This window comes from Streptomyces sp. AC1-42W (assembly GCF_003248355.1).
Lineage (GTDB): Bacteria > Actinomycetota > Actinomycetes > Streptomycetales > Streptomycetaceae > Streptomyces.
The window spans coordinates 215,742-237,507 of the sequence record NZ_QKWY01000003.1; the positions used below are offsets into that span (position 1 = coordinate 215,742).

Here is a 21,766-nt window from a genome sequence, read left to right on the forward strand (position 1 = left end):
CCTTCCATCGGCGGGGCTTGGGATCACGAGGCATCATCGGGAGTTCACTTGCGTTCACCCGTCCGGTCTTCCCCTTGCCGGTGACTCCCGGATGGAACGGGAGCCCTTGGGCTTTCCCCTGAGCTTCGCACCACGCCGTTACCGGCATCGCACGTCAAGGGCGGGGACGGGTTATACGGACACGGACCCGAGACTGCACCTACGGCCTCATCAGCCGCCCCTCCAATCGGTCAGTCCACTCAAATTCGTGCAACTTCGTGTCGCACAGTCTCCCTCCCAATGGCCGGGGACGGCCCGGCCGGCGGCTTCGGCGGGGCGTTCTTTGATGGTCAGGCCGGTGATCCTGAACCGGGTGAGGCGCTGGTCGGGGCGGCGACGCTTGCGCCGGTGCTTGCGCCGGGTCCGTAGCTGGCCCGGCGCGCGGTCCAGGCCGCCGCGGTGAGGTAGGTAGATCGCTTGGTAGATGGTCTCCGTGGACAGATGACGTTCCGGCTGACCGGGAAACGCGGCTGGCAGTGCTCGGCTGATCTGCTCGGGGCTCCAGCGTTTGCCCAGGTGCAGCTCGACGAACTCCTTCAGCTCTGGATCGCGTCGGAGCTTTCCTCCCTTCGACCTCGCCCGCCGGGCCACGGCCCGGCGCTGGGCCTGGAAGGGCTGGTAGGCGCCGGTGGCGGGGATGCTGTTGCGGTGCAGCTCGCGGCTGATCGTGGACGCGTTGCGGCCCAGCCGGCGGGCTATCGAGCGCAGAGAGTGGCCCGCGCAGAGCAGGTCGGCTATCTGTACGCGCTCGTCCTCGGACAGGAAGCGGTCGGAGACCTGACCGCCCTTCTTCTCTGCGATCGGCGCGTAGACGTAGTCCTCGCCGGTCGCAGCCTTCACCGTCCGCCCGTAGGTCCAGCGGTAGCCCGTCTTGCGGTTGACACCGACCTCTCGGCAAGCAGCCGAGTTACTCATCCCTTGCGCCATGAGCCGAAGGTAGCGATCACGCTTATCTGCCAAAGCAGCAGGTCCACGCGTTTTAACTCCTCGACGCTTCCTCGTCATTGCAACACCTTTGGGGTCTTGTGTTGCGACGAGATCTAGAACTCACCCCGTTCAGGTGGGGCCGCCAGACCCCGTTCAAGACAGGCGTCATCCCGCAGATCAGCGTGATGCTGGGCCCGTGCGCGGGCGGCGCGGCCTACAGTCCGGCCCTGACGGACTTCGTGTTCATGGTCCGTGAGACCTCGCAGATGTTCATCACCGGCCCGGACGTGGTGAAGGCGGTGACGGGCGAGGAGATCACGCAGAACGGCCTCGGCGGCGCCGATGTGCACGCCGAGATCTCGGGCGTCGCGCACTTCGCGTACGACGACGAGGAGACCTGTATCGCCGAGGTCCGCTACCTGTTGTCGATGCTCCCGCAGAACAACCGCGCGTACCCGCCGTGCGAGCCGTGCTCCGACCCGCAGACCCGCCGCTCGGAGGTACTGCTCGACCTCGTACCGGCCGACGGCAACCGCCCGTACGACATGCACAAGGTCATCGAGGAGATCGTCGACGACGGCGACTACCTGGAGATCCACGAGCGCTGGGCCCGCAACATCATCTGCGCGCTGGCCCGGCTCAACGGGCAGGTCGTCGGCATCGTCGCCAACCAACCGCAGGCCCTGGCGGGCGTGTTGGACATCGAGGCGTCCGAGAAGGCCGCACGGTTCGTCCAGATGTGCGACGCCTTCAACATCCCGATCATCACTCCTCTGGACGTCCCCGGCTTCCTGCCCGGCGTGGACCAGGAGCACGGCGGCATCATCCGGCACGGGGCGAAGCTCCTCTACGCGTACTGCAACGCGACCGTGCCCCGGATCAGCCTGATCCTGCGCAAGGCGTACGGCGGGGCCTACATCGTCATGGACTCCCAGTCCATCGGCGCCGACCTCACCTACGCCTGGCCCACCAACGAGATCGCGGTCATGGGCGCCGAGGGCGCCGCCAACGTCATCTTCCGCCGGCAGATCGCCGAGTCGGACGATCCCGAGACCACCCGGGCCCAGATGGTCAAGGAGTACAAGGCCGAACTGATGCACCCGTACTACGCGGCCGAACGCGGGCTCGTCGACGACATCATCGACCCCGCCGACACCCGCGAGGTGCTCATCGGCGCGCTGACGATGCTCCGCACCAAGCACGCCGACGTACCGGCCCGCAAGCACGGCAACCCCCCGCAGTAACGGAGCGCTCGATGGCACGGCAGCAACGCGCGATGCGCACCCGGGAAGCCCTGATCGGGGCGGTCGCCGAGATCGTCGCCCAGGAGGGGCTGGCGGCCACCTCGCTCACCGGGATCAGTAAGCGGGCAGGAGTGAGCAACGGCGCGCTGCACTTCCACTTCGTCAGCAAGGGGGCCCTGGTGGAGGCCCTGGAGGCCGCCGCGCTCGCCCGGCTGCGGGCGGTGCTGGAGGCCCCGGCGGACGGGCGGAGCCGGTTGCAGCACCTCGTCGACGTCACCCACGCGCTCACACGCGAGCTGACCACCGATGTGGTGCTGCGGGCCGGGTTCGTGCTCTGCGCCGACGTGGCGTGGGAGCCGGGGGCGGACCTCCGGGTGCACCTGCGGCGCTGGGTCGAGGACCTCGTACGGGAAGCCGGCGCGGCGGCCGAATTGCGGCCGGGCGCCGAGCCGGAGGGGATCGTGACGGCGGTCGTGGGCGCGATCGCGGGCTTCGAGGTGCTGGGCGCGCGGGATGCCGTCTGGCTGGCCCCCCGCACGGTCGCGCGGTTCTGGGAACTGCTGCTCCCGGCCCTGGCCGCACCGGCCCCGCTCGGAACGCTGGACCCCGCGGGAACCCGGGGGAGACCCTAGGGCCGGTACCGGGCGGACAGGCCCCGGGGTCTGTCCACTTTCGAGGGATCTTTGAGACATTCCGCACCCATTGAAGAGACCAGCTGGTTTGTTTTAGCAGCGCCTCTCCATGAGATGGCAACGCACTGCCCGCCACCCTGGGCTCCCTGGCATCGGATTCGGCCACGTCGTAGTGGCTGGCTTTCGCTGCGCAGGGATGCTCCAGGGTGGCAATTGTGCGTTTTGAACTGCTGGGATGCCGGACTCCGGGCGGTTGAGGGGGAGCTGAGCGCGGGCTGAGTGTGGCCGGAGATCGATGTCGGGGGCTTGTCTTGAACCCTTGGGGATTGACAAACCGACTGTGCTGTTTTTTTATCGAGTAGCCAGGACGCGCCATCGCGATCCGGCCCCGGCAGAACGGGCAACGCGGGAACGCGCAGGCCGGGCACCCGCCTGCAGCGACCTTTGGGGGAGTACGTGGACATCAACCTGCTCGGAGCGCTGTCCGTCACCGAGAACGGGATCTCGGTCACGCCGACCGCGCCGAAACCGCGCCAGGTGCTGGCCCTGCTCGCGCTCCACGCCGACCAGGTGGTCCCGGTGGCCACGCTGATCGAGGAGCTGTGGGGCGAGAACCCGCCGCGCAGCGCCCGTACGACGCTCCAGACGTACGTGCTCCAACTGCGCGAGCTGATCGGCGCGGCGCTCGCACACGACGAGAGCGAACGCTGTACCGCCAAGGACGTCCTGAGCACCCTGCCCGGCGGCTACCGGCTGGAGACCAGGGGAGGGGCCGTCGACTACCGGGAGTTCGAGCACCGGGCCGGCGCCGGCTACCGGGCGATGGACGGCGAGGACCACGAGGGCGCCTCACGCCGGCTGGCGGACGCCCTGTCGCTGTGGACCGGGCCCGTGCTCACCGACGTCCAGGCCGGCAGCCAGATCCAGATGGAGGTCCGGCGCCTGGACGAGGCCCGGCTGTGCGCGCTCGACCAGCGCATCGAGGCCGACCTCCGGCTGGGCCGCCACCGCGAACTGCTCTCCGAACTCACCGTCCTGGTCAACCGGCACAGGATGCACGAGAGCCTGCACGGCCAGTTCATGCTGGCGCTGCACCGCTCTGGGCGCCGCGGCGAGGCGCTCAACGTCTACCAGCGGCTGCGCACGGTCCTCGTCTCGGAGCTGGGCCTGGAGCCGTCGGCCGCGCTGAGCCGGCTCCAGCGCTTCATCCTCACGGCGCGTCCCGAGCCCGTTCCGGCGGCCGCCGCCACCGGAACGGCCAAGGGACGGCTCGTGGTGCGGTGACGACGTGAGGGGCGGGCGGAGCCGTACACGGAACCGCGTCCGCCCGGTGCGCGGGCCCTTGGCCGGATCGCTGAACGCGGATCGGGCCGAGGGCCCGCGCGTCGTCGCGGAGCGAGGCGGTCCGGGCGCAGGCCGGGGCCTTCCGGCCCGCCGACCGACGTGGCGCGACCGGTCAGGAGGTGGGCGCGTGCGTCGCGGTGAGCGCCCCCAGGCGGGCCGTCAGCTCCCGATGTTCACGTGCCAGGCGCTCGACGTGGCGGCGCAGATCGGCGAGTTCCGCACGCAGCAGGCGCACGCTCGCCCCCTCGTCGTCGCCGGAGGGGCGGGCCGGGGCGGGGTCCGGGTCGTGGCGGATCGCCTCCAGGCGGCCGCGCAGCAGCGGGCCGGGCTCCACGCCCAGATCGCGGACGAGCCGGCGGTGCGCGCGGTTGTACACCCACAGGGCCTCCGCCTGGCGGCCGCACCGGTACAGCGCGGTCATCAGCAGCTCATGGAAGCGCTCGCGCAACGGGTGAGCGGTGGTCAGCTCCTCCAACTCGCCCGTGATCTCGCCGGCCCGCCCCGCGCCCAGGCATGCCGTGTACAGCGATTCGAGCGCGACGAGCCGGCTCTCCTCCAGCAGCGATGCCTCGACGGAACAGATCGTGCCCCGGCCGCTGCCCTCCAGGGCGGGGCCGCGCCACAGCGCCAGGGCCCGGCGCAGCACATCGGCCGAGCGGCCGGGGTCGGTGGGCGCGAGACCGCGTCCCTCGGCGGCCAGGCGGTGGAAGTTCCGGGCGTCGGTGCCGGCGTGCCCGAGCCGCAGGACGTATCCGGGCGCGCGGGTCACCAGCCATGCGTGGGGCGCCTCCCCGGAGGCGGCCGGCGGCGGGGCGGGCAGCAGTCGGCGCAGTCGCGCGACATGGGCCTGGAGGGCGTTGGCGGCGTTGACGGGCGGGTGTTCGCCCCACAATTCGTCGACGAGCCGGTCCGCGGATACGGCCTGGCCGGCCTTGACGACGAGCGCGCCGAGCAGGGCGCGCTGTTTGGCGCCGGACGGCACGATCGGAACGCCGGTCCGCTCGTCGAAGACCTGGAACCGGACCCAGTATTCGAAACTCCATCTCATCCTCGCAGGGGGAGGCCCGAGGGCTCTGCGGCCGGAGATCCGTTCCCGGTATTCCATCCGAAAAGGACGCGGCCCCTTCCTCTCCTATCGGAGCGTAGGGGTTCCGGTCGCACGGCGTTCGGCGTGCGACCGGGCCACCGGGAAGTCTGAAGAGTTTCTCAAGGATTTCTCAGGCCGGGTTCCCAAACGGCCGACCGTCAGATCGGGGAAGCCCGCCTGGACCCCTTGCCGGTACCAGAGGCCCAGTATGCCGAGCAGGATCTTCGCGTCGGGAAGCCCCGGCAGCTCAGGCGTTCCAGGGGCGGTGCCCAGGCCGGCCGGGGCGGGCAGTCTGCGCGGGAGCGGGTCGGCGCCGTGCGCCGTCGTGTCGGTCGCCATGGCCGGAAAGCTAACAGCGCGTACCGCGTCCGAAAAGATGTGGGAGGAACGAATTTCCGTTCGCCCGTTGATTGCCGGCGGCGTGTCAGCGGCATATCTCGGAATTCATTGGAGATACGCCAGAGCCGCACTCGATCGCCGGAGGGGCAACGTCGCTCGCTTAGTTCATGATCGCGTAGAGTCTCGGTCTTGTGCCGAGAGATCACATAGTTGGTGAGACGTACCCGGAGCGGGTCCGGATGGGGGTGCTGTCGCGTACGTTCACGCCCGAGCTGGTCGACTTCGTGGTCGATGAGGCGGGGGCGCGCGAGGAGCGGACCCGGTCGTTGCCGGCCCGGCTGATGGTGTATTTCGTCCTGACGATGTGGCTGTTCAGCGGTGACGGATACGGCCTGGTGCTGCGGGAGTTGGTGGAGCACTGGCCGCGCCGGGCGCGGGAGGTGTGGCGTCCGGCGCGCACGGGGTCTCTGACAACGGCGCGGGCCCGGCTGGGTGCGGGGCCGCTGCGACTGCTCTTCGACCGGGTCGCCGGTTGCACCGGCACTGCGGCCACGCCGGGGGCTTTCTGGGCTCTCCTGTCGCTTCCGTGGGTCGCTGACCTGGGGGTATGCGCAGAACACGCCGCACCCGGAGTACGTTTCGACTGCTGAAGGTACGAAACGGAAGAACCAGGTACGGCGTGCGGAACACGAGGATATGGGCCAGGCTGCTCGATGTCGAAAAGACGGTGATCGAGCAGGTCGAGGCCGAGGAGGCCGACAGCGGCGACGATCTGGTGATCGTCGCTCATGCCCGTCCGGCTCGGGGACGGCGGCAGCGGTGCGGGGTGTGCGGCCGCAAGGCGGCGAAGTACGACGCCGGAGAGGGACGCCGTCGCTGGCGGGCCCTGGACGTCGGGGTACTCAAGGCGTTCATCGAGGCCGACGCGCCGCGGGTGTCCTGCCCCGAGCACGGGGTGACCGTGGCGGCGGTGCCCTGGGCCCGGCACCGGGCCGGCCACACCTACGCCTTCGACGCGCAGGCCGCCTGGCTGGCCACCTGCTGCTCGAAGACGGCCGTCACCCGGCTGATGCGGATCGGATGGCGCACGGTCGGCGCCGTGGTCGCCCGGGTCTGGTCGGATGCCGAGGCGCAGGCCGACCGGCTGGCCGGACTGCGGCGGATCGGGATCGACGAGATCAGCTACAAGAAGCGGCACAAGTACCTGACTGTCGTCGTGGACCATGATTCGGGCCGTCTGCTGTGGGCCGAACCCGGGCGGGACAGGGCCACCTTGAACAAGTTCTTCGACCTCCTCGGCCCTGAACGCTCCGCGGGGATCACGCATGTGTCGGCCGACGCGGCGGACTGGGTCACCGGCCCGGTTGCCGCACACTGCCCCGACGCTGTGCGCGTGATGGACCCCTTCCACACGGTGAAGTGGGCGACCGACGCCCTGGACGTCGTGCGCCGTGAGGTCTGGAACGCCGAGCGCAAGGGCAAGGGCCGGGCCACGCCGGGATCGAAGTCGCTGAAGAAGGCCCGCTTCGCGCTGTGGAAGAACCCCGAAGATCTCACGCAGTACCAGCGTTCCCAGCTGGAGTTCGTCGCCAAGGCCCATCCCGTCCTCCACCGCGCCTACCTCCTGAAGGAGGGACTCCGTCTCGCCCTGAAGTCCGGCACCGACACCCCCGAGGCTCTGTGGGACTGGGTGCTGTGGGCCCGCCGCTGCCGCATCGACGCCTTCGTCGACCTGCAACGCTCCATCGTCCGGCACTGGGACGCGATCACCGCAGCGGCCGAGCACGGCCTGTCCAACGGACTCGTCGAATCGATGAACACCAAGATCCGGCTCATCACCCGCATCGCCTTCGGCTTCAAGAACCCCACCGCCCTCATCGCCCTCGCCATGCTCAGCCTCGGCGGACACCGACCCCACCTACCAGGACGTCAACCCGCGAACCGATGACCCACGGATCCGACAGGAGAGCCGCTTTCTGGCGCGGGCTGCGGCTGACCTCCATGGACGGCACACTGCTGGACGTTCCTGACAGCGAGGCGAACGCTGCCGCCTACACCCGTGCCTCCAACGGAAATCGGCCTGGACCGTACCCGCAGGTGAGGCTCCTCGCGCTGGTGGAGTGCGGCACGAAGGCGTTGATCGGTGCGGTCTTCGACTCCTTCGCCGTCGGCGAGCGCACCTTGGCCGCCCGCCTCCTGGTGCACCTGCGGGAAGGCATCCTGTTGATGGCCGACCGGGGCTTTCCAGCCTATGAGCTGTGGCGGGCAGCCGCGGTCACCGGGGCCGAACTCCTGTGGCGGGTCTCGGATTCCTTCACCCTGCGGCCGCATGAGGTTCTGGCCGACGGCACCTTCCTCACCCGCCTGAACGGGCCGCGCGGCGCCCGGATCACCGTGCGCGCCGTGGAGTACACCGTGGTCACCACCACGATCGGCGCGGACGGCGACAGTGAGGAGACCTCGGAGCTGTTCTGCCTGATCACCACGCTCCTGGACCCCGAGGCGGCACCCGCCGCAGAGCTGGCAGAGCTGTACACCGCCCGCTGGACCAGCGAGACGATCTTCAAGCACATCAAGATCGAACAGCGGGGAGGACGCACCGCGACCCTCCGGTCCAACAGTCCCGCCATGGTCGAGCAGGAACTGTGGGCCATGCTCTGCGTCTACCAGGCCGTACACGACCTGGCCGTGGACGCCGCCCACCACGCGAACCTCCCCGTCTCGCACATCAGCTTCAAGAACACCCTCGCCGCCGCCCGACGTTCCGTCGGCGCGGACTTTCCCCCCTCGGCAACTGGCCGCCAGGATCCGTGACATCCAGGCCGACCTGACCCGCGAGGCCGTCCGTCCCCGCCCCGGACGTGCCGCACCCCGCGCCACCAAACGCAGCACCACCGGATACCGCACCCTCAAACCGGACGAGCCCGCCACCACCAAGGTCACCCACACGATCAGCCTCTCGCTCTTCCCCGAAGAACGACGACCACGCAAGCCGCGGGCGAAGCCGAGACCCCTGCAACTCGCCCCGCAGGAAACGACGTCACCGACACTCAAAGACATGGCGACGGCCATCTAATAGAGCGACGTTGGCCGGAGGGGAGTGGGTGCCGAAGGGTATGGTGCACCTGGCCTCTGGTCCATCGAAAAGCCAGAAACGGCCGGATTAAGGCAGTATCGAAAGGTTCACAACCGGCCGGAAAGCTATGGCGGCCTGGCAAGGCTGGGAGGGGAATCATGAAGATTAACCTCGAAGTTTCGTGACGGTCCGCCGACGGAGTCGGTGGACCGTTTTCGTGCTGTGGGCTGGGGCTGTGCAGGCTGAGGTCCCGAGTGTCGTCTCGGGCGGACGCCGGGTTCCACTGCTCCGGGGTGGGGGGGGTCTTTCGCAGGGACGGGTGAATCTGCTGATCAGCCGGGGTTCGGGAGGAGTGCGAGTCGGTCGAGAGCTGCGGTGATGTGGCTGGTCCAGGGCCAGTGCCGGGCCAGGCGGAGGATCCGCCGGCGGCCGGTGGTCACGAGCTGTCCAGCCGTGCTGAGCAGACGAAGCCGCAGGCGGCGGGGCTCCCAGAGTCTGGCTTCGCCGGTCAGCGCGAGCATGGGCATCCAGGCCGGCAGGTCGAGAGCGATCTGCACGATCTCCAGCCAGACCCGGTTTTGTGCCATGCGCTTGAGGGGCAGGTTGCGCAGGCCGGTGGCCCGGATGCGGTCCTCGGCCCTGGCCCGCAGCCGGTGACGGAGTTCCAGCTCGGCGATCGGCCGGCCCGAAGTGTTGGTGGCGAAGCAGGTCAGCCGCATGCCGTCCGTATCCGTAAGCCTCAACTGGGCCCCGGGGTGCGGTCGTTCCTTGCGGACGATCAGCCGCATTCCCTTCGGCCGGCCGGCCAGGACGTCGCCGCTGAGCTCGGCGACCCAGGCCCCGTCACGGACCTCGCCGTCCGCCTCGGCGGCCGGCGTCCAGGCCGAAGCCGGAACCTTCAGCACGTGCTGGTGGACCTGCTCGGTGACCGTCATGCCGACCGAGCAGGACAGCCACCGTCCCCGCCGGGCGAGCCAGGCCACGAAGTCGTGGGTGCCGCCCGCGGAGTCCGTGCGGACCAGGGTCCGGCGCCCGCGCCGGTACTTCTTCGGCAGCTGGGCCAGGGCCAGCTGGGCGGCGATGATGTGGTCGGACGCGGTGTTCGAACCCGCGTTCCCCGGCCTCAGCAGAGCCGCCACGGGTTCCCCCGTGCCGCCCGGTCCGTGATCGACGAAACCCATGAGCGGGTGGTGACCATAGGTCCGCTTCCAGGTCGGGGCTGCGTCCTCCTTGTCGGAGTGCGCGATCACCAGTACCCCGTCGAGATCGACGGTCACCATCCCGCCGGTGTCGGGCGCTGCCCGCCCGGCCGTTCGCCAGACGCGCTCGCGTGCTTCGGTCCGCGCGGAACGGATAGCCCGCAGGGCCCTCTCCCCGGAGGCCGCGAGGGAGTCGAGCAGGCGGGAGACCGTTGGGCCGGAGGCGACCGGCCCGAACACCGCCGGCTCGGCCCGCAGCATGCCGACATCCGCGAGACAGTCCCCGCCCAACGCGACCGCCAGGGCGACGTCCAGGAGGACCTTCCCGGGATCGTGCACGGCCCGTGGCTTCCGCCACGGCCCGAGTGCCGCTGATATCGCGGTGTCCAGACCGGCCTTGCGGACCGTCTCCACCAGCAGGACCGAGCCAGCCTGCGAGACCACCTGACGGCCGTCGCCCTGGACGCGGACAGAAGGGTATGACCCGGTAGGCTCTCTCACCTGGAAAGTGCTCTTTCCCTCGCAGCCAACAGGACCCTCAGCAAGTCCTATCGTTGCAGGTCAAGGGCACTTTTCGTGTTCTTGGTCAAACACTGGACACGCCATCTCGTGAAAGCGCGAGGTTAAGGGTTGTCCCGTAACTGCTGGTCACGGGTGAGATGATCTTGCGGTGGCTGGTGTGATCACGGCGTCGGAGCCGTCCTGGATAGCCCCGTTCACCGGGCTGAGCCCTCGCCTGTTCGGCAAGCTGGTGACCGTACTGCGGCGCGAGGGTGCGGATGCGGTCCGCAGGGGCCGGCCGTGGAGCCTCCCGCTGGAGGACCGGGCTCTGCTGGTCGCGGCGTACTGGCGCACAAACTTGACGATGCGCCAGCTCGCCCCGCTCTTCGGGGTGTCCAAGTCGGCAGCGGACCGCATCATCGACCACCTCGGGCCGATGCTCGCGCTCCAGCCCCGCAAGCGGTTCGCCAAGGACACCGTCCTCATCGTGGACGGCACCCTGGTCCCCACCCGGGACCACACGGTGGCGGAGCAGTCCAAGAATTACCGGTACTCGACCAACCATCAGGTCGTCATCGACGCCGACACCCGCCTGGTCGTCGTGGTGGGCCGGCCGCTTGCCGGAAACCGCAACGACTGCAAGGCATGGGAGGAATCCGGCGCCAAAGCCGCCGTCGGCAGAACACTCACGATCGCCGACGGCGGCTATCCCGGCACCGGGCTCGTCATGCCCCACCGCCGACGCAAGGGCGAAGACCTTCCGGACTGGAAGGAAGCACACAACAAGTCCCACAAGCAGGTCCGCGCCCGCGTCGAGCACGTCTTCGCGCGCATGAAGACCTGGAAGATCCTCCGCGACTGCCGCCTCAAAGGCGACGGAGTCCACCACGCCATGCTCGGCATTGCCCGGATGCACAACCTCGCCCTCGCCGGATAGACGCACGGCCCGCACAACGGCCAACCACGCCCAAGGCGGCTCAGAGATCATTTACGGGACAGCCCTTAGGGCCTGGCCTGGGACCTGCCCGGAGAACGCGAACAGCCGCCCCTCACGCCTCGCGGGGCGGGCCCGCGGGGCAGTGGGGAACGGCTGGTGTGGCGAGGGGGGCCGGAGACCTGCTCCGGGTCAGCCCCGCAGTGCGGCGATGGCCTTCTCGATGCGCCGCCGGCGCGTCTCGGGCATCTTCGCGCTCTCGACGGCACGCACGTGCTCGCGCTTGCGGCTGTATGTGAGGTGGTCGTACGCGGCCCGGACGGCCGGGTCCTCGTCCAGGGCCCGGGCGAAGTCCTCCGGCTCCACGACGACGCGCGGCTCGGTGTCGAGCTCCAGCTCGACCTCGACCTCCTCACCGATCTCGACCTCCGCCGCACGCCGGTTGGCGTGGCTGAGCCCGATCAGGTGACGGCCGCGCAGAAAGGCGACGCGGCTGCGCCAGGAGTGCCCGTTGAGCGTGATCTTCACCGGCGGCCGCGAGCCCTCGCCGAGAGCCTCCACCACCTCCGGCGGGACCAGCAGACCCCGCATGGGCTCGGGGGGTTCGACGCGGGACAGAAACTTCATGATCCTTCTCCTGGTTGTCCGCCGGGCCGCCCGGATGCGGCCGCGCTACTCGGCGTAGGGCTGGTCCGTTCCCTGGTCGCTGTAGCCGAGGCTCCACACATAGCCGTCCGGGTCGGCGAAGGTGCCGCCGTACCCGCCCCACGGCAGGGCGCCGGCCGGCTTGAGGATCGTGGCGCCGGCCTCGGCGGCCTCCGCCATGGCCTCGTCGACCCGCGCTTCGCTGCGGACGACATAGGTCATGACCAGTCCGCTGAAGCCGCTGCCCGCCGGGTCCGTGCCCACCTGCTGGGCCAGGCCCTCACGGCTGTAGAAACCGACCGGCGAGGCACCGTCCGACTCGAAGAACACCGAGACGCCGTAGTCGTTCCGGACCTTCCAGCCCAGCCCCTCGGTGTAGAACTTCTTGGCCCGGTCCATGTCCTGGACGCCGAGAAGGATCGAACTGACGTGTGCCTTCATGTCGTACTCCTTGAGCGGTTGAGATATACGTGCCCGGCAGGGGGTGGAGGCCGGGCCGGTGGACGAGCCCCGGCCTTCCGTTTCCTGTCCCGGCAACATCACCGTAGGTCCGTGCGCCGATCGGGGCTTCTTGATTCCTGATCGGTTCCACGGGCCCCCGTCTTCCGCACACCGCACCCCGACAGGGGCGCGCCGCCACGCCGATCCGCGTACGAGCCCCCCGCTCAGGGGACCTGCTGGATGCGGACCAGATTGCCCGCCGGGTCGCGGAAGGCGCAGTCGCGGATGCCGTACGGCTGCTCGACCGGCTCCTGGACGACCTCGGTGTCCCCGGCCTGCACCTTCTCGAACGTGGCGGCGAGGTCAGGGGTGGCCAGGAGAATCCAGCCGTAGGTGCCCTTGGCCATCATCTCCGTGATCACCCGGCGCTCGTCCTCGGTGACACACGGATCGGTGGCGGGCGGTGTCAGCAGGATCGAGGTCTCCGGCCGGCCGGCCGGACACACGGTGATCCAGCGCGCCAGGCCCTGGCCGACATCGCTCAGGACCTCGAACCCGAGAACGTCACGGTAGAAGGCGAGCGAGGCGTCCGGGTCGTCGTACGGCAGCGCTGTGGTGCGAATGGTGATGTCCATGGCAGGAGACTAGGGCCTGTACGGGGGAGGTACGGGGGAGCCCTCCCGACCGGAGCCTCTCGCTTCCTGCCGCGCCCCGGCCGTGATCCGTGAGGGCCCCCCGCGCCCCGCGCCCCCGCCGGGGAGCGTCCGGGAGCGTTTAGCCCCAGGCGGCGCCGGCGGGCTCCTGAAGGGTGGCGTTCAGCCGGTTGAAGAAGTTCGTCGTCGCGATCATGAGGAGGATCGCGGCGAGCTGCTCCTCCGAGAAGTGGTCGGCGGCCTCGTCCCAGATCTCGTCCGACACGGCCTGCCCGCTGTGGTCGGCCAGCCGGGTGACGGCCTCCGTCAGCGCCAGCGCCGCGCGCTCGGAGTCCGTGAAGAACGGCGCCTCGCGCCAGGCGGCGACGGAGTGCAGACGCTCATCGGTCTCCCCGGCCTTCTTGGCGCCCGTCACACTGGCGTGGACACAGGCGCTGCAGCCGTTGATCTGGCTCGCCCGAAGGTGAACCAGGTCCAGCGTGTGCTTTTCCACCCCGCCCTGGTGAATGGCCTTGTAGAGGTTCTGAATACCGCTCATCGCGTCCGGCAGAACCTTGGCGGGGTTCGTCATGCGAGCCTTCATCACATCTCCCTCAGCGGTTCTCTTCATTCGTCCGTGCCTTACCAGACTGACGGATTCCGCCCCGCGCGGGGGACCGGAGAACAAGGGAAGCGTTCCCGCAGGAAGCACCCCCAATGCGCTGAACAGGACTGATGTCGGAGACTCCGGCGCGCCTGTGTCACCGCTCAAGCGAAACTCATGTGCGCCTGTGTCATAACTCCAGGAAATCTCATGCACCGCCGGGAGACCGTACAGCCGACGAAAGAAACCGGCCGCGCAAGCGAATCCGGCCGGAAAGGACCACTACCCGGCGACGGAATACGAGATCAAGCCGGCTCCAGGGACACTCCACCGGGACTCCACCCCGTTGGTGAACAACTTGTACGCCTAGTGTCTTGTGATCCGGTTCATGTCACCTGAAGCTCTTTGGTTCGTTGGACACTGTGTGAACCTCTCTTCGGAACAGGCCGCGGAATTGCGGACGTTGGCGGCGGACCGGCATGTGACTGCGGATGTGGCTCTGCGAGCCCGCATCGTGTTGTGGGCGGGCGAGGGCCGCCGCCGTAAGGACATCGCCGAACTGGCGGGGGTGTCCGCCCGAACGGTGGACCGCACCAGGACCCGGTACGTGGAGAACGGTGTGGCGGGCCTGGTGGAAAGGAAGCGCGGTGGCGGAAAGGAGCAGGTGCCGCCGCAGACCCGCAGCCGGGTGATCGCGCTGACGCGGATGACTCCGCCACCGGAATCGGGACTGTCGCACTGGTCCACGCGCACACTGGCCGATCACCTGAAGCGGCGCGAGGGCATCAAGGTGTCCTTCCACTACATCGCCCGTGTCTGGCGGGAGGAGAACCTGAAGCCGCACCGGTCGGGCACTTTCAAACTGTCGAAAGACCCGGCGTTCGCGGAGAAGGTCGCCGATATCGTCGGTCTGTACCTGGACCCGCCCGGGGGCGCTGTCGTCCTGTCGGTCGACGAGAAGACGCAGGTGCAGGCGTTGGACAGGACCCAGCCGGTGCTGCCCGTGGCCTTCGCCGCCACCGAGAAGCGCACCCACGACTACGTGCGGCACGGCACCACGAACCTGTTCGCCGCGCTGAATATCGCCACCGGCGAAGTACTCGGCGAATGCAAGCCGAACCGGAACGGGGCGAACTTCCTGGCCTTCCTGAAGAAGGTGGTGAAACCGCACGCCGGCAAGGAGATCCATATCGTGCTGGACAACCTGTCCACGCACACCACCCCGGACGTGATGGCGTGGCTGGAGAAGAACCCTCACGTGCACTTCCATTTCACCCCCGTCGGCTCTTCCTGGCTGAACCAGATCGAGATCTGGTTCGGGATCATCACCCGGCAGTCCATCCGTCGCGGCACCTTCTCCAGTGTCCACGTCCTGGTCAAGCAGATCCGCGACTACATCAACTCCTGGAACCAGAACCCGAAACCCTTCACCTGGACCGCGACCACCGGCGAGATCCTCGCAAAGGTCCGGCTCGTCGCGACCAGAGTGAGGAAACTCGTCAATAACAACTCGAACTGACACGAACCGGATCACAAGACACTAGTTCCGAATCCGTACGAGCCCCCGCTCCACGGCTCCTGACACTCAGTGAGCTCTTTCAGCGTTGCCTCTCCAGGGTGAGAACGGCTTTCGTGATGACGCTCATGCGGTTGGGGCTGATGCGGGATCTTCGGAAGATCTGCCAGGACTTCAGCCGTGCCATGCCGCGCTCGACGGGCGCCCGGGCCGCAGACAGAGCTCGGTTGAGGGTCTGCTCGGTGACGGTGAGTTCACCGCCTGGTGGTCGGCGCTTGGCGGTGGTGACCCAGTCGCCGGCGCCGATGTAGGCCATGTCGGCGAGGACTGGGACGCCCTGGCGCTCGCAGATTCGGAGGATCTTGTGGGTGCGGGCGGCGGTCAGGTCGTGGGTCCTGCCGGGCAGTGCCGGCGACAGCCACAGAATCTTGCCTACCGGGTCGGTGACGACCTGCACGTTCACGCCGTGCCGCTTGTGCTTGGAGGAGTAGTCGGCCCTGCCGTCTCCGACGCGGTCGCACTCGGCGAGCGTGCCGTCCAGGAGAACGAAGTCCGGGTCGTGCGCGCGTAGCGTCTTCAGCAGGCCCGGCGACTGCTCGGCGAGCAGGCCGGTCACTGCAGTGACGTAGGCGTGGGCGGTGCCGACGGATATACCGAAGGCTCCGGCGATCTGGACGAGGGTGTCGTGGCGGCGCAGGTACACGAGTGCGATCAGCGCACGGCGATGCGGCGGAAGTTTGCACCGCCGGCCACCCTCGCGGGTGACGATGAGCATAGTGACCCACTCGACCAGGGCGTGGGGCAGGTCGAGTGCGGCAGGATAGGGAACCAACAGGGCTCCTGTGCTGCTGAGTTGAGACGTCGAACACCTCCCTCAACGGCACGGGGGCCCTGTCCGTTGCGCACCCCGACTCCACACCGGCCCGTCACCCGATCAGTGGCCACCCTGAAAACGCTCAGTGAGCGTCACATGACGACCCAGACCACGGCACCATCCCCCACAGAAACGGTTCCACCGCCCGTTCCCCCACCCACCGTTACGAATCGATACGCTGCCTTCGTAGCCGGCCGGCGCTCCAAGTGGGTCGTGCTCGTACTGTGGCTCCTGCTCATGGGCGTCGGTGGCTCGCTGGCCGCCGGCCTCGCGGACGTGCAGGACAACGACCCCGAGGCATAGCTGCCGTCGAGCGCCCAGTCGACCAAGGCGGTACAGCTCGCGGAGGAGTACTTCGCGGACAAGGACACCAGCACCGCGGTCATCGTCTACGCCCGCGAGGGCGGTCTCACCCCGGCGGACCTGTCCCGGATCGACGGCGACCGCACCCGGCTCGCCGACCAGGTGGCCGTCGGCGACGTCACGCCCGCCGTGGTCTCCGACGACAAGGTCGCGGCCTTCGTGAGCGTTCCGCTGCGCACCTCGCCCAGCGACAACGCGGTCCTCACCGACAAGGTCAAGGAAGCCGGCGAGATCACCGCCGACGGCATCCCCGCCGGCCTCGACGTCAAGATCACCGGTGAGGCCGGAAGCATCACCGACTTCGCCGACGTCTACTCCGGCATGGACGGCGCCCTGCTGGGCATCGCGCTCGCCGTGGCGGCGGTCCTGCTCCTCCTGACCTACCGCAGCCCGGTGCTGTGGCTGATCCCGCTGATCACCGTCGGGCTGGCCAGCCAGGTGGCGAGCGGCGTGGTCTACCTCCTCGCCAAGCACGCCGGCCTGATGGTCAACGGCCAGAGCGCCTACGTGCTGATGGTGCTCTCGGTCGGCGTCGGCACCGACTACGCCCTGCTGCTCGTCTCCCGCTACCGCGAGGAGCTGCACCGGCACGAGGACCGCCACACGGCGATGGCACTGGCCGTGCACGGCTCGCTGCCGGCCCTGGCCGCCTCCGCCGCGACGGTGACGATCGCCTCGCTGTGCCTGGTGTTCGGCAGCATGAACAGCACCCAGGGTCTGGGACCGGTCGTCGCCATCGGCGTGGTCCTGGTGTTCTTCGCCATGACCTCGCTGCTGCCGGCGCTGCTGGTGATCCTGGGCCGCTGGGTCTTCTGGCCCGCCAAGCCGCGCGTCACCGCCGGATACGACCCGAACTCCGGCCAGGAGCACGGCACCTGGGCGAAGATCGCCGCCGTCGTGGGCCGTCGCCCGCGCATGGTGTGGGTCGGCACCGCGCTGGTGCTGGGCGTCATGGCGCTGGGCATCACCGGCGTGCAGACCGGCCAGACCCAGGCGGAGCAGTTCACCGGCAAGGTCGACTCGGTCACCGGCCAGCAGGTCCTGGCCAAGCACTTCCCCGCCGGCTCGTCCGCCCCCGCGGACGTCTACGTCCAGGACGCCGGGGCCGCGACCGCGAAGGCCGTCGTCGCCAAGGTGCCCGGCGTGGTCTCCGTCGACACCCAGGTGGCCAAGGGCGGCTGGACGCATCTGGCGGCGGTGCTCCGCGACGCCCCGGACTCCGCGGCGGCCAAGGACACCATCCAGGACATCAGGACGGCCCTGTCCGACTCGTCCGGCCCGGCGGCCGACGCCGTCGTCGGCGGCCAGAGCGCCGTGGCGCTCGACGTCTCCGAGGCGCAGGGCGACGAAGAGGCGCTGCTGATCCCGCTCATCCTCGCGGTGGTGCTGGTGATGCTTCTGATCCTGCTGCGGGCGGCCATCGCGTCCGTGGTGCTGCTCGCGTCCGTGGTGCTGTCGTTCGGGGCGGCCGTCGGTACGGCGTCCCTGCTGTTCCACGCACTCGACCACGGCAAGATCGACCGCGGCCTGGTGCTGTTCGGCTTCATCTTCCTGGTGGCGCTGGGCATCGACTACACCATCTTCCTGATGACACGCGCGAAGGAAGAGGTGCGCCTGCGCGGGCACCGCGACGGCATCCTCACCGCGGTGACGGTGACCGGCGGTGTCATCACGTCGGCGGGCGTGATCCTGGCCGCCACGTTCTGCGTCCTCGCGGCGATCCCCACGGTGAGCGCACTGCAGCAGGGCCTGCTGGTGGCGGTCGGCATCCTCCTCGACACGTTCCTGGTACGCAGCCTGCTGGTCCCCGCCCTCGCCCTGGACCTGGGCCCCCGCTTCTGGCGACCGGGCCTGACGCAGGAGCAGACGCAGCCGCGCAACCCCGTCAAGAGCCGGACCGAGGAACCGTCCACCGTCTGACCCGACCGCCGGACGACCGGCACGCACGACCCGCACGACCGGGCGCCCGGACAGCGACGAGCTGTCCGGGCGCCCGCCATTTATTACGCCGTAATAATCCGCGCCCGGCCACCTTCCGCCGCGCCTGCGGTCGTACGAGACGGTCACGGCCGCGAGCAGCGGCCCCCAGGCGATCAGCGGCAGATAGAGCAGGCCCACGACGAGCCTGCCCCGCGCGGTCAGATCGTCGTGCGGGAGCGACCACCAGGCGAGCAGCGGTGTCCACAGCACCGTCAGGGCGAGGGCCCCGAGGCCGGCGGGGATCACGACCGCGAGGCGAGGGAGCGTACGCCCGCCGAGCACCGGCGCCCAGCGGGGCAACACCTCGCCCCAGGGCCGTACGAGACCGAGGGCGAGCAGCGCGACCACCTCGCTGACCACGCTGAGACCGATGAGGTACACCGTGCCCCTGCCGGTGAAGTCCATCGCCGCGTAGCCCTCCACGGTGTAGCCGGCCGGATGCCCTGTCGCCAGGAGAAGGCGCCAGACGCCGGTCGGCAGGGCGACGAGTGCGCACAGGTGGGCGGCCCGGACCGCCCGGCGGGGCACGGACGGAACGACGGCGACGGTCTGACGAGGAGTCATGCGCACCATCCTCCGGGCCGGTTCGCCCCCCGTCGTCGACTCCGGGAACGAGCTGCCGCCCGCCCCGGCACGAGATTCCGCCCCCCGGCCTCCGCCGTACGGCGGAGCCCCTTCTCACCCCGGCCTCCGGACGTCCGGTTCCGTCGCAGGGGGGTCCACGCGACCGCTTCTGTGCTACATATCTGGACATGAACACGTCTGGTAGAGGCGGGAGTTCGAGTTCCGTCCATGAGTGGATCAACTCACTGGGTGTGCTGCTCGCGGTGGGGCTCTCCGTATTCGCCCTGTACCGCGACTACACGCAGCAGGCCGAGGACGAAGTGCGCGAGGCGATGAAGGTCAACGTGTTCTGGACGGGCCCCGCCACCGCCCCGACCGGCCTGCTGGTCGAGAACCAGCAGGACACCCGCATCATGGGGGTGACGGTCCGTCTGGAAGTGGGCGACGAGACCGTCCAGCGGGTCCAGTTCGACGAGGTCCACTCCTGCCGGCTCGACTGGTTCACCTTCGGCTCCCACCAGGCAGAGGTCCGCGCGGACGCCGTGCTCGTCCTCCAGTTCCGCGACGCCTCGGGCAACTGGTGGCAGATGAAGCCCGGCTCGGTCCTGGACCGGATAGACGCGGGCACAGCCGGTCGCCCCGGCGGAGACGACCTGGTCACCACCTGGAAACTCCAGCGCAAAACGGACCCCTCCAGCGACTGCGGCTAGGGGGATTCGTCAGACACCCCTTGGCGCACCCCGGCCGACGACCGGCGCCCCGGGTCGAGAGACCACCCGGCCCGCTGGTAACTTTGCAACAAGTAAAAGAGTAGTGTGGGGCGGGTGGGTGAGGTGCTACAGATCCAGCTGGGGCCCGAGCGGCCCGCCGGCAACGGCGACGGCCTGGGACGGGCCGTGCTCGGATGGCGCCCCGGAATGAGCGAGGACGAAGCCTGGCAGGCGGGCCGCGGCATCTGGAAGTTCAACGCCGACCGGGCCCTGTCCCAGGACGAGGTGCAGATCATCAACACCGACGGCACGGTTCTCGCCGTCGCGAAGGTCACCGGGATCTCCAAGCACGGCGCCCGCTACGCCCTGGAGGGCGACCTGCTGCGCGGCGACCCGCGCGTGGGACGCCCCACCTCCAACCCCCACCTGTCCCGCAACCCCGTCACCTACATCTGAGAGCGGCAGACCGATGAGCGACTTCGCCGCGATCGACTCGCTGCTCGCCTCCCTCACCCCCCGGCCCGAACTCCCCGAGGCCCACCTGCGCCGCGCCCTGCGCGAACAGGCCGGCCTGTCGAAGGCCCAGGTGGCCAGGGCGCTCGGCGTGAACCCGTCCACGGTCACGGGCTGGGAGACCGGCCGGAACCCGACCGGGGAACTGAGGACGAAGTACGCCTACCTCCTGGACGCCCTGGCCGCGAAACTCGCCCCGCCCGCCCCGGAGCCCGGCGAGGAGGCCGCCCCGCCCCAGGCCGCCCCGTCCCAGGACGCGCCGGACGAGAGCGACCCGGCGGTCGGGCCCGCCGCCCCCGTGCCGAGCGGCGAGGCGGACGACGTCGAGGCCCTGGCCGGGCCCGAGCCCTGTGTCCTGTGCGGTCATCCGGCCCGCCACCAGGTCGCCGGCTTCCCCCAGCACCTCGACCCCGCCGAGTGCGCCCCGGCGACCCCAGCCCCGGCGACCCCCGCCCCGGCGACCCCCGCCCCGGCCGCACCCGCCACCCCCGCGGACCGGCCGGCACACTCCGCGGACAAGCCGTCCGGCCGGTCCGCGCCGTCCAGGACCCCGTCACCCCCCGGACGCCGTACGCGAACCGCCCCCGACACCGGCCCGCACAGCCTGATCGCGGCAGCCGCGAACGAGGCCCTCGTCCGGCACGACGGCGACATCAAGGCGGCGACCGCCGCCCTGGTCAAACGGGCGATCCCGGACGCGATGGCCCTGCTGGACGACACCCGCAAGGGCGGACGCTACGACATCGTCGCCCACCCCTGGATTCCGGACATCCTGCGCAAGCAGACCGCCCGCGGCGCCGACCAGATCTGGGAGGCCCGCCCCAAGTGGGCCAGGCCCGGACTGCCGCCCGGCCTGCACGAGGTCACCGCCCTCGACATCAACGGCGCCTACCTGTCCGCGCTCAAGACCCACCTCCCGATCGGCCAGCTGGAACACACCAGCGGCAACACACACGACCGCCGCCGCGCCGGCGTCCACCTCATCACCCCGCCCGCCTGGGACCACGGCGCCCACCTGCCCAACCCGATCGGCAACCGCGACGAACCCGGCCCCCTGTGGGTCACCGAACCGACCCTGCGCCTCCTGCTGCGCCTGGCCGGGCCGAAGTACGCCCTGTGCGACCCGCCGGAGATCCACGAGTCGTTCACCTCGGGCGCGACGGAGAACCTGCTGGAGAAGTTCCGCGTCGCCCTCAAGGACGCCCGCGACACCGCGATCGCCGAGGGGGACGAGGTGACACTGGAGTACGTGAAGGCGATGTACTCCAAGTTCGTCTCCACGATGGGGGAGTCGAACTACAACCGGGAGCTGTACCGTCCGGACTGGATGCACCTGATCCGCTCCCAGGCGTTCGCCAACCTCTGGACGAAGGCGTACAAGGCACACGACGAGGGCCTCACACCGGTCCGCGTCATGGGCACCGACGAGCTGCACGTCATCGGCGACTGGCGGCGTGTCTTCCCCGAAGGCCGGGGCGTCTTCGAGGTGAAGGTGAAGGACGTCTACACCATCGGCACCGAACCGGCCGACCCGGCCGCCGCCGGACAGGACGACGACGATGACGACGACGCCGAGAACTGACGGGGCGGAAGGGAGTTCAA

General features: G+C 69.6%; 19 protein-coding genes and 1 pseudogene. 12 read left to right on the top strand and 8 right to left on the bottom strand.

Going from position 1 to position 21,766, the window contains the following annotated elements; genetic code table 11:
- Positions 1-210 precede the first annotated feature (210 nt).
- Positions 211-954, bottom strand: a complete 744-nt coding sequence (locus tag DNK56_RS33885) for an IS30 family transposase (RefSeq protein WP_158558563.1) — start codon at positions 952-954, stop codon at positions 211-213.
- A 170-nt stretch (positions 955-1,124) separates the two neighbouring features.
- On the opposite strand from DNK56_RS33885, the pseudogene DNK56_RS33890 reads away from it, so the two are divergent.
- The 3 genes and pseudogenes from DNK56_RS33890 to DNK56_RS33900 form a co-directional block, all read left to right on the top strand.
- Positions 1,125-2,210 (top strand): annotated as a pseudogene (locus tag DNK56_RS33890) (acyl-CoA carboxylase subunit beta); the annotation flags it as partial.
- Between the two features lie 11 nt (positions 2,211-2,221).
- Positions 2,222-2,842: a TetR/AcrR family transcriptional regulator gene (locus tag DNK56_RS33895; RefSeq protein WP_111339891.1), complete on the top strand. Its 621-nt coding sequence runs from the start codon at positions 2,222-2,224 to the stop codon at positions 2,840-2,842.
- Between the two features lie 456 nt (positions 2,843-3,298).
- Entirely contained in the window at positions 3,299-4,126 is an 828-nt protein-coding gene (locus tag DNK56_RS33900) for an AfsR/SARP family transcriptional regulator (RefSeq protein WP_111339951.1), read from the top strand.
- Positions 4,127-4,298: 172 nt separating this feature from the next.
- Here the strand turns inward: DNK56_RS33900 and DNK56_RS33905 are convergent, their stop codons facing one another.
- Positions 4,299-5,234, bottom strand: a complete 936-nt coding sequence (locus DNK56_RS33905) for a BTAD domain-containing putative transcriptional regulator (protein WP_241990226.1) — start codon at positions 5,232-5,234, stop codon at positions 4,299-4,301.
- A gap of 617 nt (positions 5,235-5,851) precedes the next feature.
- On the opposite strand from DNK56_RS33905, the gene DNK56_RS33910 reads away from it, so the two are divergent.
- Genes DNK56_RS33910 through DNK56_RS33920 form a run of 3 tightly spaced genes read left to right on the top strand, consistent with a single transcriptional unit; the run spans position 5,852 to position 8,426 of the window.
- A complete protein-coding gene (locus DNK56_RS33910; RefSeq protein WP_111339892.1) occupies positions 5,852-6,262 on the top strand; it encodes a transposase domain-containing protein in 411 nt (136 codons plus the stop codon).
- A 29-nt stretch (positions 6,263-6,291) separates the two neighbouring features.
- On the top strand, positions 6,292-7,560 hold the full coding sequence (locus tag DNK56_RS33915; RefSeq protein WP_111329909.1) for an ISL3 family transposase: 1,269 nt from the start codon (positions 6,292-6,294) through the stop codon (positions 7,558-7,560).
- A complete protein-coding gene (locus tag DNK56_RS33920; protein ID WP_111339893.1) occupies positions 7,557-8,426 on the top strand; it encodes an IS4 family transposase in 870 nt (289 codons plus the stop codon). The genes DNK56_RS33915 and DNK56_RS33920 overlap by 4 nt, the downstream gene beginning before the upstream one ends.
- Positions 8,427-9,020: 594 nt before the next feature.
- On the opposite strand, the gene DNK56_RS33925 is transcribed toward DNK56_RS33920, so the two are convergent.
- A complete protein-coding gene (locus tag DNK56_RS33925) occupies positions 9,021-10,388 on the bottom strand; it encodes an IS1380 family transposase (protein WP_111339894.1) in 1,368 nt (455 codons plus the stop codon).
- A gap of 169 nt (positions 10,389-10,557) precedes the next feature.
- On the opposite strand from DNK56_RS33925, the gene DNK56_RS33930 reads away from it, so the two are divergent.
- Positions 10,558-11,325, top strand: coding sequence for a transposase (locus tag DNK56_RS33930; RefSeq protein WP_111334259.1), 768 nt, complete (start codon positions 10,558-10,560; stop codon positions 11,323-11,325).
- A gap of 189 nt (positions 11,326-11,514) precedes the next feature.
- Here the strand turns inward: DNK56_RS33930 and DNK56_RS33935 are convergent, their stop codons facing one another.
- The 4 genes from DNK56_RS33935 to DNK56_RS33950 form a co-directional block, all read right to left on the bottom strand.
- On the bottom strand, positions 11,515-11,949 hold the full coding sequence (locus DNK56_RS33935; RefSeq protein WP_111339895.1) for a YdeI/OmpD-associated family protein: 435 nt from the start codon (positions 11,947-11,949) through the stop codon (positions 11,515-11,517).
- A 45-nt stretch (positions 11,950-11,994) separates the two neighbouring features.
- Positions 11,995-12,408, bottom strand: a complete 414-nt coding sequence (locus tag DNK56_RS33940) for a VOC family protein (protein ID WP_111339896.1) — start codon at positions 12,406-12,408, stop codon at positions 11,995-11,997.
- Positions 12,409-12,632: 224 nt separating this feature from the next.
- Entirely contained in the window at positions 12,633-13,043 is a 411-nt protein-coding gene (locus DNK56_RS33945) for a VOC family protein (RefSeq protein WP_111339897.1), read from the bottom strand.
- 139 nt (positions 13,044-13,182) lie between these two features.
- Positions 13,183-13,644 (bottom strand): carboxymuconolactone decarboxylase family protein, encoded by a 462-nt coding sequence (locus tag DNK56_RS33950; protein WP_111339898.1) that lies wholly within the window; start codon positions 13,642-13,644, stop codon positions 13,183-13,185.
- Positions 13,645-14,137: 493 nt separating this feature from the next.
- Between DNK56_RS33950 and DNK56_RS33955 the strand changes: the two genes are divergently transcribed.
- A complete protein-coding gene (locus tag DNK56_RS33955) occupies positions 14,138-15,163 on the top strand; it encodes an IS630 family transposase (protein WP_241989709.1) in 1,026 nt (341 codons plus the stop codon).
- A 79-nt stretch (positions 15,164-15,242) separates the two neighbouring features.
- Here DNK56_RS33955 and DNK56_RS33960 read toward each other — a convergent pair whose 3' ends face one another.
- Positions 15,243-15,992 (bottom strand): transposase family protein, encoded by a 750-nt coding sequence (locus tag DNK56_RS33960; RefSeq protein ID WP_111339952.1) that lies wholly within the window; start codon positions 15,990-15,992, stop codon positions 15,243-15,245.
- A gap of 345 nt (positions 15,993-16,337) precedes the next feature.
- Here DNK56_RS33960 and DNK56_RS33970 point away from each other — a divergent pair, with 345 nt between their 5' ends.
- The 4 genes from DNK56_RS33970 (at position 16,338) to DNK56_RS33990 (ending at position 21,746) form a co-directional block, all read left to right on the top strand.
- Positions 16,338-18,317, top strand: a complete 1,980-nt coding sequence (locus DNK56_RS33970; protein ID WP_241990234.1) for an MMPL family transporter — start codon at positions 16,338-16,340, stop codon at positions 18,315-18,317.
- 812 nt (positions 18,318-19,129) lie between these two features.
- A complete protein-coding gene (locus DNK56_RS33980) occupies positions 19,130-19,651 on the top strand; it encodes a hypothetical protein (RefSeq protein ID WP_146610541.1) in 522 nt (173 codons plus the stop codon).
- Positions 19,652-19,765: 114 nt separating this feature from the next.
- Positions 19,766-20,107 carry a hypothetical protein gene (locus DNK56_RS33985; protein WP_241990227.1) on the top strand — a complete coding sequence of 114 codons (342 nt, stop codon included), beginning with the start codon at positions 19,766-19,768 and terminating at the stop codon, positions 20,105-20,107.
- 13 nt (positions 20,108-20,120) lie between these two features.
- Positions 20,121-21,746 (top strand): helix-turn-helix domain-containing protein, encoded by a 1,626-nt coding sequence (locus DNK56_RS33990; protein ID WP_111339900.1) that lies wholly within the window; start codon positions 20,121-20,123, stop codon positions 21,744-21,746.
- Positions 21,747-21,766: the final 20 nt, after the last annotated feature.